Annotated in this window: 8 protein-coding genes and 1 riboswitch; of the genes, 6 read left to right on the top strand and 2 right to left on the bottom strand. The window is 55.7% G+C overall.

What is annotated here, in order from left to right:
- Positions 1–50: 50 nt before the first annotated feature.
- Entirely contained in the window at positions 51–701 is a 651-nt protein-coding gene (ribB, locus tag ACYCCG_RS11155) for a 3,4-dihydroxy-2-butanone-4-phosphate synthase (RefSeq protein ID WP_176684362.1), read from the bottom strand.
- 80 nt (positions 702–781) lie between these two features.
- A riboswitch (FMN riboswitch) is annotated at positions 782–923 on the bottom strand.
- Between the two features lie 150 nt (positions 924–1073).
- On the opposite strand from ribB, the gene ACYCCG_RS11160 reads away from it, so the two are divergent.
- From ACYCCG_RS11160 to ACYCCG_RS11185, 6 genes are all read left to right on the top strand, one after another.
- On the top strand, positions 1074–2054 hold the full coding sequence (locus ACYCCG_RS11160) for a zeta toxin family protein (RefSeq protein ID WP_209968228.1): 981 nt from the start codon (positions 1074–1076) through the stop codon (positions 2052–2054).
- 448 nt (positions 2055–2502) lie between these two features.
- Positions 2503–4083, top strand: coding sequence for a sensor domain-containing diguanylate cyclase (locus ACYCCG_RS11165; protein ID WP_339535111.1), 1581 nt, complete (start codon positions 2503–2505; stop codon positions 4081–4083).
- A 133-nt stretch (positions 4084–4216) separates the two neighbouring features.
- Entirely contained in the window at positions 4217–5347 is a 1131-nt protein-coding gene (locus ACYCCG_RS11170) for a response regulator (protein ID WP_339443314.1), read from the top strand.
- A gap of 62 nt (positions 5348–5409) precedes the next feature.
- The gene (locus ACYCCG_RS11175) at positions 5410–7107 is read left to right on the top strand and encodes a putative bifunctional diguanylate cyclase/phosphodiesterase (protein WP_339443313.1); all 1698 of its coding nucleotides are present in this window, start codon (positions 5410–5412) and stop codon (positions 7105–7107) included.
- A 46-nt stretch (positions 7108–7153) separates the two neighbouring features.
- On the top strand, positions 7154–12031 hold the full coding sequence (locus ACYCCG_RS11180; protein WP_459670401.1) for a PAS domain S-box protein: 4878 nt from the start codon (positions 7154–7156) through the stop codon (positions 12029–12031).
- On the top strand, positions 12021–12983 hold the full coding sequence (locus ACYCCG_RS11185; protein ID WP_339443311.1) for a diguanylate cyclase domain-containing protein: 963 nt from the start codon (positions 12021–12023) through the stop codon (positions 12981–12983). The genes ACYCCG_RS11180 and ACYCCG_RS11185 overlap by 11 nt, the downstream gene beginning before the upstream one ends.
- 184 nt (positions 12984–13167) lie before the next feature.
- Here ACYCCG_RS11185 and ACYCCG_RS11190 read toward each other — a convergent pair whose 3' ends face one another.
- Complete coding sequence (locus ACYCCG_RS11190) at positions 13168–13626, bottom strand: hemerythrin domain-containing protein (RefSeq protein ID WP_339535109.1); 459 nt, start codon at positions 13624–13626, stop codon at positions 13168–13170.
- Between the last annotated feature and the right edge of the window lie 139 nt (positions 13627–13765).

The following is a 13765-nucleotide window of genomic DNA, read 5'->3' on the forward strand; positions in this document are numbered from 1 at the left end:
CGCGAAAGGGCCGCTCGCACGAGGACCGCAAAGCGTCCCTGTTCGGTGGATCAGGCTGGCTCTGCTTCCCGTTCCAGCATCGCCTCACGGTACTGCGCCAGTTCCTCGATGGTCAGCACCGGCAAATTGTACTGCCGTGCATATACCGCCACCTGCTCACCACGGGCCATGCTGCCATCGGGGTTCATCAGTTCGCACAAGACCGCAGCCGGGCGCAGGCCGGCCAGGCGCGCCAGGTCCACCGAACCTTCGGTATGTCCACGGCGGGTCAGCACCCCGCCATTGCGGGCGCGCAGCGGAAAAACATGCCCCGGGCTGACGATATGGCGCTGTTCGGCGCTGGAGCGCAATGCTGCGTCAATGGTGGTAATGCGATCCTGGGCGCTAACCCCGGTGGTGATACCTTCGGCCGCTTCGATGGTCACGGTGAAACCGGTGCCGTGCCGGGCCTGATTATTCTGCACCATGGGCGCCAATTGCAGTTCGTCGACGGTGGCTTCGTCCAGGCACAGACAGACGATGCCGCTGCAATCGCGAATCATCATGGCCATGGTCTGCAGCGAAATGTTCTCGGCGGCAGCAATGATGTCCGCTTCGTCCTCGCGGTCGTCATCGTCGAGCAACAGTACAGGGCGCCCGGCCTTGAAGGCGGTGATGGCGGCGGAAACATTGGGGAATTGCGCGTGGTGCTGGGTGAACATGAAACGCTCCTCGTGAATGATCGATGAACGTCTCGGGGCGAACAAAATGCGCGCGCAAGGGCGCCCGGATGGCCCCTGCATGACGCCTTCTTTCATCCGGACTATGACCGTCGGCTCTGGAGTTGCACCAGATCTGCTGACCCCCGACATGGTCGGGGCGCTCGCGGGCTCATCTTTCGATTTACCGCCGGTGGGGACTTGCACCCCGCCCTGAAGACCGCCCAAGCATACAGCACAGTGCCACCCCAGTGGCAACCCGCGGTTCTACGACCTTCGATGAGGCTTGCAGCGGTAACCATCTACTCCTTTTTCACCTGCCGCAACGCTTACCTTCGTGACGGTCACATTGGCAAACCAAGGAAACGACCCGTCATGTCCTCTCTCTATCCTTTTACCGATACCGATCTCCATCTCGCATTCAGAAAGGTCGTCGACACATTGTTCGACAAGAAGCGCGACTATGTCGACGGCGTGCTCAAGCCCAAAATGCTCATCATTGCCGGTGCACAAGGCTCGGGTAAGACGTACTTGCTGGAAAACACGCTGCTGAAGAGCGGGCGGTACGACAATTACGTTCGCCTTTACGAAACCCATTTTCGTGAACTGCACCCTCACTATCGGGCCATGGAAGACAAAGGCGTGCTGTATGTCTACGAGCATACCGAGTCGTTCATCTGGCGCCTGGGGGCATTGATTTGCACGTATGCGATGGAAAACAAATACAACATCATCATGGAGACCGCGCTCGACAGCCCTCATTTCGCTGATTTTCCACCTGATGCCGCCCGGCAGGGCTATCAGAGCGAGGTCCATCTGATTGCGTGCCAGAAAGAGTTCAGCCACTGGTCGACCCTGGACCGTGTGGTCAACAGCGTTGGCAATCATGAGATCGAGCGTGTGGTCAGCCTGACGCAGATCGAAGAGGCGCAAATCAATGGCAGGTCCATCATCGATGCTTTCGAAAACGCCTGTATCGAGGTACCGGGTTCCGAAATCGTGATCTATCGACGTGGCCTGGAGACGGATAAGAATAGCCTTCCGGTCTGTCACAGCACCTGCCCGGAAAAAGGACTTCTCGTGCCCCAGCAGACCTACCAGGGCAGAGCATTCTTCCGCGGGGCAGACCTGAAGATCGACTTCAAGGTCCAACGCAGCCCCCAAGCCGATTTCCCCTGTTCTTATATTCAGTATGCGCAGGTGGTGCATGCCGGCCTGCTGGGTTCGGAACACCGTCGGGCGATGGCCGAGCTCAATTGTAAAACCCTCGGCCAGGCTCAGAAGCTGATGTCGCAACTGCCTGTCGATGTCTACCGCGAGCTGTGCCTGTACGTACTCAAGTACGCGCAACCTTGAGTCGACCAGGGGCAGGGCTGATCACTGGCCAGGCATGCCCTTGATCACCCGCGCCTGTCGGACAATCGCCCATCCCGCTACCACAGTGACGGGGTGGGCATTTCCGTTGTCCTTTTGTCTGCTACCCCTAAATCCATTCTTCAGCATTAAATGGGTTGTTGTAGCTGGATCTTCATTCTGGATGTTGGGGCAGGCTGACCCTCGGAACTTCAATGTAATCACTGGGCACCTTAAGCCATGAGCTCACATCGCATTACGGGATATCAGCAGTCCATTGTGAGCAACCTGTTGGTCACAGGTGGGCGGGCATGAGAGACTTACTACAAGTTAGACCGCTGTTTGGGATATTGCAGGTATCGCGCAAGGGCCGGAAAAAGCTTGAGATTTCGCGTTTTTCATGAATCTTGTGATTTGACCAAGCTAGAACTCCCTGCTCTTGGAACAATGAATGCCTAGCCAATCGAAACCCAGGTTGAACCTGCGTATTGTACTGCTCACGTTTGCGTTGATCAGCGCGGCAGCCACGCTTGCCAACACATTCTGGGTAATGTTCAAAACGCAAGAGCAAGAGCTCATTGGGAACGCGCTAGATGCTAACAGAGCCTACGCTCTGCGCATCGCTACAGGCGTAGAAGAGGTACTGAGCTCGGACCTTGATCGTCTCGGATACAGTGCGACGATTGTCGCAGAGACATTCACCGATCAGCAGCAACTAGAGCTTGAGGCTCGACGGCTGCTCGGACAGGATGACAGCTTCAATTCAGTGCTTATCGCCAATGCCGACGGCACCATCGTTGCGTCCGCACCAGAGCTTTTGCACCTGAATGGTCAAGCGCTTCAAAAGCGTGAGCCGCTGCAGCGGCGTCAGCCAATGATCAGTAATGCCTTTGAGTCCCTCTCCGGCAATCTGGTGGTTTTCGTTTCCTATCCGGTTTTCGATGTGCAAGGGCAATACCTTGGACTCGTGGGGGGCACGCTTCGCTTGGCGCAGGAGAATTCACTGCGAGATCTGATGGATTTGAACCATCGACAAAATGGTGCCTACGTCTTTCTCGTGGACAGCCAGCGTCGTGTGCTTTACCACCCTGATCCTCGGCAGATCGGCAGGATCATCAAGCAAGACAAGATCGTTGATGCTGCATTGAGCCAAGCGCTTGGCTCCATCCGGGCGGTGGATGGTCAGGGTAATGAGATGCTTGCGGGCCATGCGATGATTTCCAGTAGCCACTGGGGGATAGTTTCTACGCAACCCATGGCTGGCATTCAGGATTCATTGTGTACGAGTGCGCTGAAGGTCGCCAAAGGCATCATACCGCTGGGCTTGCTGGGATTGCTGCTGATCTGGTGGCTGGGAATTCGGCTCTCCAGGCCATTGTCTCGCTTGGCGGACAGTGCCAAACGGTTGGACTTACCCGAAAGCTATGAGCGCATCAGCATGATTCCTGTGGACTATGCGGAGAGCTGGCAATTACGTCGAGCGCTTTTGCTCAGTGCTTCTTTATTGCAGGAAAAGATCGGCACGCTCAACCGCCAGGCTCAAACAGATGCACTCACGGGGTTGGCCAATCGTCGGGCAATGCAAGACGCACTTGCCGTCTGGTTGGAGACGAAAAACTCAATCGCAGTGATTTCGCTGGATATTGATCATTTCAAGCGTGTGAATGACACCTATGGTCATGCCGTCGGTGACGAGACACTCAGTGCGGTGGCCGCGTTGATGAAGCAGAACGCTCGGCCCAGCGATCTGCTTTGCCGTACTGGCGGTGAAGAGTTCGTTGTGCTGCTTCCCGAGAGTTCGATCGCAGCGGCGACAGCTCTCGCGGAGCGGTTACGTCTCTCGATAGCATCGGCCGACCTGGAAACAGTAGGCCACATCACTGTTTCACTGGGCGTGGCGCTGTGGCGGCCTGGTGACTCGATGGCCGAGGTTTTCGATAAGGCAGATCAACTGCTCTATCGTGCCAAACAGCAAGGGCGTAACCAGGTGGTAGCAGAAACACGATCAAGGGTAATCGAACGAGTGCAGTGATACACCCTATGCCGGGGCGTGCTATACCCTAAGCACTTGCAGCACTGGTGCAGTCTGGCTTAGCTTCGTTGGTACCCCGCCGCACTGCTGACAGCGAGCAGGTGTAAGGCCTTTATCAACGGAGTGATTCGTCTTGTCGATACGCATCATGGTGGTAGACGATGATCCTTGGATGTCTGAGCTTATCCGCCAGATGGTCCATGCTTCTAAGCCCGCGACCGAGGTCGAGTGCTTTTCTTGTGTCGAAGCTGCGATGGCGGCGTGGGCATGTGGTCACTACCAATTGGTGTTGTCTGACTGGAATCTTCCCGACGGTGCAGGCATCGACTTGCTTCGTTTTATACGCACGTCTGATACGGAAATACCCTTGGTGGTCATTACTGAGCGCTCTGACCGGCAGAGCGTTTTGGAAGTAAGGCAATTGGGTATCAGTGCTTACATCACTAAACCTTTTGATGTTCCTGCCGTCATGGCAAAGATCAATGCACTGTTGCCGGATGACGAACTGGCCCCGGCGGCGCCTGCCCTCAGTGATAGCCTGGATACTTACCTGAGTCAGTTGTCGGCTTCCGATCTGGACCTTCCACTGCTTTCCAGTGTGAAAGAAAGCCTCCAGCAAGCCTTCAGTGGTGTGCCGATGGATTTCCGCGAGCTGGCTATGCGCTGGCAGAACGAGCCGGCGCTGTGCGCTTACCTCATTTCGGCTGCGAACAGTGCCGCTTATGGCGGTGGGGTACAGCCGTGTGAGGGCTTGGCGCAAGCGTTGACACGCCTTGGCGGGCGAACGGCGCTCAACCTGGCGATAGCGATGGCATTGCGCCAGGCATCGGTCGTTGAAGACCCGCTGATTGGATTATGGTTACAAGAGCAGTTTGTGGCCTCGGAGCGCTTGGCGGAGCGGGTTGTACCCCTCGCCAGGCAATGCGACCTGGACCCGGCGCCGCTGCATGCCGCTGCGTTACTTCACCGAATCGGCGAACTGTGTGTCTTGTATCAGGCTGATCTTTGGGCAGGGCGCGGACATGCAATTGATGACGATATGCTATCGCTGGCGGTTGCGACTTATGGCCGCGCTTTCGCGCTTGCACTGAAGGCGCGTTGGGCACTGCCGATGTCGATGCGTGATTTGATCGGCGCTGTATATGCTTTGCCAAAGTCCCATGTTCACCGCAATCAGGTGATCATGCGCCTGGCGGCTGCGCTCGAACACGATGAGCCGACGGAAACGGTCGCACGTCTGAAAGCCTTGGCGGGGCTTGTCTGACTGCGCAATTCGCAGCTGATCGTCTACGCTGACGCTTTGAAATGGATTTCCAGGAGTCACACATGCTTGATCTGGCAGATCAGATGAACTCTGTGATCCTGATCGTTGATGACCAATCAAGCGATCGTGAAGTTCTTCAAGGGTCTGTCAGCAGCTTCGGTGAGGTTCATGTTGCCCATGACGGCCGTGAAGCGCTGCAGGTGGCCGGGGAATACCGCCCCGACCTGATCCTTATCGACATCGAGTTACCCGACATGAATGGCTTTGCATTGTGCCGGGCGATCAAGACCGACCCAAAGCTCTGTGACGCTGCCGTCCTGTTCGTCAGCTCCCATATCCAGTGCGACAATCAAGTTCGTGCCCTGGAGTTCGGAGGGGTTGGCTTTATCCAGAAGCCTATCAATGTTCCCGTGGTAAGGGCCCATGTACGCGCCCACCTGAATCTGCGCAATGAAGCCAAGCGCTTGTCCTATTACGATGCGCTAACTGGCTTGCCCAACCGTCAACTATTCACGAACCGCGCAGCACAAGCGATCCAGCAGGCCCAGAGCAACGGCAGCAAGGTCGCGTTGTTACTGTTGGATCTGGATCATTTCAAGAGCATCAATGACTCATTGGGGCATTCAGTCGGGGATGCCATTCTAAAGTGCGTCGCTGAGCGTTTGGCCAGCAGCGTTCGGCCGCAGGATACGGTGAGCCGGCCGGGAGGCGATGAGTTCGTGATTTTACTGCCGCAAGTGGTCCGGCTAGAAGCTATTGGGGACTTGTGCGAACAGTTATTGCGGACGCTTGCGTCCCCGATGCAGATTGGCGAGAAGCGTTACAGCATTACCACCAGTATTGGTGTCAGTATCTACCCCGAAGACAGTACCGACCTGGAAGCGCTTTACAGTCACGCCGATGCAGCCATGTATCAGGCCAAACGTGAAGGCAGGAATCGCTCCCGCTTCTTTTCCCGGACATTGGAAACCAGCACCCGTGCCAGGCATATGCTTGAACAACATATGCGCAGCGCCTTGGAACAGGGCGTCTTCGAGGTTTTCTATCAGCCGAAAATGGATGCCCGAACGGGGTGTATGCGTGGCATGGAAGCGTTGATTCGCTGTCGACAATCCGATGGTACGCTGCTTTCACCAGGTGAATTCATTCCGGTCGCAGAGGAGACTGGATTGATTGTTCCGCTGGGGCGTCAAGTACTGACGCAGGCCTGTAAAGACGCCTGCCTGTTGATGGAATCAGGATTTCAAGTACCCGTCAGCGTCAATATTTCCGCTGTTCAATTTCGTGAAGATAATTTCTTCGACATGATACGTAGGGGGCTCAAGGACTCGGGGCTTCCTGCGTACCTGCTCGAACTGGAAATCACGGAGGGCGTGTTGGCAGACAATGTCGTCAAGGCGCGAGAAACACTTGAAGCACTGAAACGCATGGGCGTGCGGCTGGCAATCGACGATTTTGGTACCGGCTACTCTAGCCTGAGTTATCTCAAGCAACTGCCCATCGATGTGCTGAAAATCGACCAGAGTTTTGTGCGCGACATGCTTGACGACCACAGTGATGCCGCCATCATCGAAGCCATTGTGCGTATGGGCCAGGCGCTGGGGTTGGAACTGATTGCCGAAGGTGTGGAAAACCAGGAGCAGGCGATCAGCCTCATGGCACTGGGTTGCTGGCTGATGCAGGGATATCACTACTGCCGACCAGTACCGTTCCTGCAACTGCAACAGATGCTGGAGACCGGCAATCTGAGGCCAATCTAGCGCAATCGATTTTTCTCGTTTGGCCAGCCGCTGATGTGGGGTGAAATTGAAAGATCGTATTCTGAAGCTTGGATCTGTTACAGCGATGATCGCTGTGTTTGTCGCAGGCCTGGCGGTTACCCTTATGACCTCCTACGTTCTGATGAATCAGAACAGGGCGCATGCCGAGGCTGCATTGACCCGTGCAGTCCAGCGTACAAGCGATGCTGTTGCTGCTCGCATCCATCTTTATGAGTTCGGCTTGAGAGGGGCGCGTGGTGCTCTTCAGGTCATGGGCGAGCAACAGGCCAGCCGTCATGGCTTTTTGACTTACATCAAGACTCGAGACCTCGATACCGAGTTTCCGGGGGCCCGCGGCTTCGGTTTCATTCGTCGCGTTCCAGCCAGTGCCGAAGCGGCTTTCCTGCAAAAGGCCAGGCTCGATGGCAAACCTGATTTCACGATACGCCAGCTTACGCCACATGAGGGCGAGCGCTTCGTCATTCAGTACATCGAGCCTCAGGACAAGAACCTGGCAGCGGTAGGCCTGGATATCGCGTCAGAAAAGAACAGGCGAGAGGCTGCTGGCGCGGCAATGCGCACGGGAGCTGCGCGTCTCACGGGTCCGATCACCTTGGTCCAGGCAACGGGCAAACCGCTGCAGTCATTCTTGTTCCTGCTGCCGATCTACCGAACGGGAAATACGCCGGATACCGTTGCCGAAAGAGTGGCACAAGGTTTTGGTTGGAGTTATGCACCGCTACTGACCGAAGAGGTCCTTACAGGGCTGCCATTACCATCCGATGGAATTCGGTTGCATTTGCGTGACGTGACCGATGCGGCCGCCCCTGTGCAATTCTATGAGCGCAATCAAAATGGCGGGGAACAGCAAGAGGTCATGCGCACCCATTTGACCCAGTTGGTTTTTGGTCGTCGCTGGGAAATCGAGTTGGTTGCATACCCCTCTTTCGTGCAGGAGTTACGCCAGTTCTCCCCCCGCAGTGCCTTTGGCATCGGGCTGTGCAGCACCCTGTTGATCACGGCATTGGTGGGGGTTTTCAGTGTCAGCCGTAGACGTCGACGCGACGTTCTGGCGGAACAGGCCAAGCTCGCAGCCATTGTTGAGAACTCCAACGATGGAATCATTGGCCAGACCCTGGATGGCATCGTCACGGCCTGGAACCATGGCGCCGAGAAGATTTTTGGCTATGGCAGCGATGAGGTACTGGGCCGCACTTTACTGGGCCGGATATTGCCCTGCGAGTTGGCGGACGAGGAAGTGCATTTGCTGGAGAAAATAGCTCGCAGCGAGCGTATCGAGCACTTTGAGACCCGACGAGTGCGTAAAGACGGCCAGTCGTTAGACGTTTCGGTAACAGTCTCGCCTATTTGTGATGCAGCAGGGCGGGTTGTTGGGGCCTCCAAGACCGTTCGCGACATCACCCAGCAGAAGCGGGCAGAGGCACGCATTCTGGAACTGAATGTTGGCCTGGAACATCAGGTGGCCGAGCGCACGACAGAGCTGCGCGAGCTGAATGCCCTGCTGACCAACGTCCTGCACTCGGCATCACAGGTCTCGATCATCGCAACCGACCTCGAGGGCATCATCACCGTTTTCAACAAAGGGGCTGAGCAATTGCTTGGCTACACGGCCGAGGAAGTCGTTGGCCTTCGCACCCCCGGTATGTTCCATCTGGATGAGGAGATGGCACAACGAGGCGAGGAGTTGAGCCGGGCCTATGGAGAAGCGATAGGGGGCTTCCGCGTTTTTGTGCACAAGGCTTCTCTGGGCGAGGCGGAGGTTCGGGAATGGACATACGTGCGCAAGGACGGCACGCGTTTCAGTGTTACGTTGCTGGTCACCGGCATGCACAATGCCGATGGCAGGTTGAGTGGATACCTGGGTATCGCTATCGATATCAGCCGGCGCAAGCAGGTAGAGGAGCGCTTGGCCGACAGCCTGGCATTGACACAGACCATTCTCGATACAGCCGTCAACCCTGTCATCAGGATCGATCGGACAGGGCTGATTCAGTCTTGCAATCGTGCTACGCAGAACGTTTTCGGCTACCAACCTGACGAGCTTGTCGGCAGTAACGTTCGAGTCTTGTTGCCTGCTTTATTCGAGGGTGACTTGTCGCTCTCGCAGGATGCGTTTGGTGATCCGGCCAGCAGCAATATGACCGGGGTTTCCCGAGAAGTGGAGGCTCGCCGCAAGGATGGGCTTATCTTCCCCGCGCAGGTCACGCTGGGCTGCATGCAGATTGGCGGTCAGCCCATGCTCGTCGCCGTGCTCTTCGATCTTTCCGAACAGCGGCGTCAGCATGATGCCATCGCTTCGGCACGCGATCAGCTGGCCTTGGCTTCGGATGTGGCGAAACTGGGGGTGTGGACGTGGTCTCCCGAAGACGATGATCTGCAGTGGAATGATCGGATGTTCGAGATTTATGAACAGCCGCTCGCCTTGAAAGCGGTTGGCCTGAGTTACAAGCACTGGCAGGAGCGCCTGCACCCCGACGATGCTGAAGTTGCCACCCGATTGCTACAGGGCTTACTTGATGGGTACGGCGTATTCGAGACACTGTTCCGTCTTCAGTTACCCGGTGGCGATATTCGTTATGTTCAGGCCGCTGCCAGGATCGAGTATGTTGCTGAAACAGGCTGCCGGAAAGTTATAGGCATAAATCGCGATGTCACTGTAGAACATGAGCTGCAGTCACGCTTGTTTCTCGCTAAAGAACAGGCGGACGCGGCCAATGCCGCCAAGAGTGCTTTCCTGGCCAACATGAGCCATGAAATTCGCACACCCATGAACGCTGTGCTGGGCATGCTGCATTTGGTTCAGGCCACAGAGCTTGATGCGCGGCAGCTTGACTATATCCGCAAGGCGCACGGCGCTGCCAAATCGCTTTTGGGGTTGCTCAATGACATTCTTGACTACTCCAAGATCGAAGCCTGCAAGCTGCAGCTCGATCCACATCCCTTCGAGATCAATGGGCTGATGACGGACCTTGCTGCGGTGCTGGGGGGCAACCAGGCAGATAAGGATGTCGAATTGTTGTTCGATCTCGATACCTCATTACCCCCATGCCTGGTGGGCGACAGCCTGCGTCTGCAACAGATTCTTATCAATCTGGCTGGCAATGCGCTCAAGTTCACTGAGCGTGGCGAGATTACCGTTAGCATCAGAGTCTGTGATCGTCGGCCCGATGCTGTTCGGCTGCGAATTTCTGTGACCGATACGGGAATAGGTATCAGCGAAGAGCAACTCCAGCGGATCTTCGACGGGTTCAGCCAGGCCGAGGCCTCTATCAGTCGACGCTATGGTGGGACGGGCCTGGGGCTGGCGATCTGTAAGCGGCTGATCGAGCTGATGGGCGGCACCCTGAGAGTGGACAGTCAGCCAGGGGCGGGCAGCTGTTTCTGGTTCGAGCTGGAGTTCGCTTTGGCGAATACCATTGAGACAGAGCACACGACAGTTTTTCCTGACCTCAATGTGTTGGTGGTCGACGACAATCACACGGCCCGCGAAGTACTTGCTAGAACTGCTGTCGCGTTAGGATGGCAAGTCGATCAGGCCAGTAGAGGGCGAGAGGCGGTGGAGCGCGTGCTAACTGCCGCGAATGTGCGCCCTTACGATGTAGTGTTGATGGATTGGCGCATGCCGGATGTCGATGGCCTGACTGCTGCTCGCCTTATACGGGACTCGCTCATGGATTCTGCGCCGGTAGTGGTGATGGTTACTGCGCATAGTCACGAGGTGTTCGCGAGTTTACAGCAGGGTCCACAGGAGCCTTATGTTGCGGTCTTGAGCAAGCCAATCACCCCTAAGCAGCTTGCCACTACTGTGGGGCTTGCAGTTTCAGGTACGCAACCCTCCAATGTCACTGGGCCCGTGAGCCCGCTATCCAGGCTCGACGGTGTCAAGTTATTGGTGGTTGAGGATAATCCGCTCAATCGCCAGGTGGCTCAGGAACTGTTGGAACTCGAGGGGGCCAAAGTGACGTTGGCTGAGGGGGGACAGCAGGGTGTCGAGGCCGTGTTGAATGGCGTGCAAACCTTCGATGCGGTACTGATGGATATCCAGATGCCTGACATGGACGGGCTGGAGGCAACCCGTCGGATTCGTCAAAGCCCCCTTCATTGGGGCTTGCCTATTGTCGCCATGACTGCAAACGCCTCAACCTCCGAGCGTGAGGCGTGCCTGGCCGCTGGAATGAATGAACATGTAGGCAAACCTGTCGATCTGGAAAACCTTGTAGCGGTTCTCAGGAAGCTGCTGGACCGAGAGGTGCCTGTCCGGCCGGCCATTCAATCGAGCGACTCGCCGAGCGATGAGTCAACCGAGAGTGTGTTGCGGCGCTTCGGCGGTAACCTGACACTGTTGCGTAACGTGCTGCAGCGTTTTCCAGATGAGATGCGACGTAATCTTGATAAGCTGGAGCGGCACTGCAGCAACAGCGAAAAGGCCGGTGTGTTGATGCAATTGCACACAATCAAGGGCAGTGCCGGCACCATGGGTGCTAGTGGGCTATCCGCGCTGGCTGCCGAGCTGGAGCAGCGCCTTCTGCAGGCGTCGCCGGAGGAGGGGCAGTCGTTCATGGCCAATCCTCGGTGGCTATCGCACCTGCACATGCAACTCGCGTCTGACTGCACACGGCTTAATCTTGCCTTTGCCACTTCCGTGGTATTCGCGACTGAACGACCACTTGCATTCACGGAGAGGGACTGGGAAATTGAATTGAGTGGCCTGCGAGCGCTGTTGGTCAGCAGCAATCTCGTCGCACTCCAGCGAGCTGAGTCCTTGCAGGATGCGGTACCGTTACACAGCAAAGCGATCTTTGACGCGCTTAAGCAGGCCGTCGACGATCTGGATTTCCAGTCAGCCACCCTGTGGTGCGATAAGCTGACCGATTCACTCAAAAGGAATGTTGATGAACGATGAATCTGGACATCCAAAGGTCAAGCCGCGTTTATTGATCGTGGATGACCAGGCACTCAATATCCACGCGCTGAATGAGCTATTTCGTGCTGACCATGAAATCTACATGGCCATGGATGGAAATAAGGCAGTGGATATGGCCCTGACACAGTTCCCGGACTTGATCCTGCTCGATGTGATGCTCCCCGGCATAGACGGCTATGAGGTATGTCGTCGCCTTAAGGCCAGTCCGTTGACGGCAGCCATTCCTGTGATATTCGTAACCGCCAAGGGGGAAGAGGCAGACGAGGCAAAGGGACTTGAGCTTGGCGCTGTTGACTACATTAGCAAGCCATTTCATCCCGGTATTGCCCGCGCTCGGGTAAAAACCCATCTGACTTTGAAATTGCAAAGCGATTACCTGAAGAGCCTGGCGTCGATCGACGGTTTGACAGGCATATCCAACCGACGAGCTTTCGAGCAACACCTCCATGCAGCCTGGAGTCATTTATGCCGTGACGGAGGGTGGCTGGGTCTGATTCTTGTCGACATCGATTACTTCAAACGCTTCAATGACCACTATGGGCATCTAGCGGGGGACCAGTGCCTGCGCCGTGTCGCTGCGGCTCTGGACAGTGGGATCAGACGATCTTTGGATATGGTTGCGCGCTATGGCGGTGAAGAGTTTGTCTGCATTCTGCCCGGCACCCACCTCAGTGGCGCCGCTACCGTTGCTCAGCAGTTGTCTGATGCTGTGGAGAATTTGAAGATCCCTCATGTGGAGTCATTGGTCGCTGACCGGGTGACTATTTCACAAGGTGTAGCCTGTCTCCAGCCTAAGCAGGGGCAGGACGCACATCAGCTTGTAGGCCTGGCAGACCAAGCTTTGTATCAGGCCAAGGAGAATGGCAGAGCAAGGTTCAGTTTTTCCGAGGTATGCAACAGCAAGCGGCAAAGTCCTTCAGTCGGTCACTGATAGTGCCTATCGGACTGAGCGTTAAGAATGTACTCTGTGGAAACCTACCGTAAGCGTCCGACCAATCCACCTTACCGTAAACTGCCATAGGAGGGTATATGCACCATCGGTTATCAGTGCAATAAAGTTGCGGGGTCGAGTGTTAAGCTAACCTTATTTTAATGAAAGGTATTTAAATCTCTGGTTAGTGCCATTGAAGCTTTATTTCCTGCCATTGTGTGTCTGACAACCACTTGTCTGCCACCGGAAAGAAAATATTCTCCTCGGCATCCATATGATCATAATATTTCTTGATGAAGTCTTCGATCGTGTCGGCGATTACTCTTGCCTCCTGCGTTGAGTGCTCCAACATCTTGAGTTGTCCGGCAATTCGCTTGAAGGCTTGATGATCTTGCTCGATATCCTTGACCCGTTGGTGGATCGGGGCCTCGGTTGCCAGCAAGGCCAGCCGAATAAGCTCTTCATTTTCATGGTGGTGCCGCTCTGCATCACCATGCAAGGCTTCCAGTTGCTTAAACAACAGCTTGCGGTCATCGGTACCCGCAGACCCGTGCCTTATCCTCTCCAGTAACTCTTTGATCTGATTAATTTTGGTGGCCACTTCATGATGATAGGCGTGCAGCTCTTTCAATAAGGCGTTCATGTTAAATCCTCATCGCTACATCAAGCCTTCACAGATTAAATGTTATTAATCAGCAATCTCCGAGGATGGCAGCAGGTGTCGGCTCTCATCTAATCGTTTTATTATAGTCTGACGCGAAACGCTCACCCCAAAAAAATCC

The sequence above is a fragment of the Pseudomonas sp. VEM90 genome (assembly GCF_054611535.1).

What these genes read in the sequence shown, in the direction of transcription:
- ACYCCG_RS11160 (WP_209968228.1), top strand. Translation starts at nt 1,074, where the DNA reads ATGTCCTCTCTCTATCCTTTTACCGATACCGATCTCCATCTCGCATTC.
- ribB (WP_176684362.1), bottom strand. Translation starts at nt 701, where the DNA reads ATGTTCACCCAGCACCACGCGCAATTCCCCAATGTTTCCGCCGCCATC.
- ACYCCG_RS11165 (WP_339535111.1), top strand. Translation starts at nt 2,503, where the DNA reads ATGCCTAGCCAATCGAAACCCAGGTTGAACCTGCGTATTGTACTGCTC.
- ACYCCG_RS11190 (WP_339535109.1), bottom strand. Translation starts at nt 13,626, where the DNA reads ATGAACGCCTTATTGAAAGAGCTGCACGCCTATCATCATGAAGTGGCC.
- ACYCCG_RS11185 (WP_339443311.1), top strand. Translation starts at nt 12,021, where the DNA reads ATGAACGATGAATCTGGACATCCAAAGGTCAAGCCGCGTTTATTGATC.
- ACYCCG_RS11175 (WP_339443313.1), top strand. Translation starts at nt 5,410, where the DNA reads ATGCTTGATCTGGCAGATCAGATGAACTCTGTGATCCTGATCGTTGAT.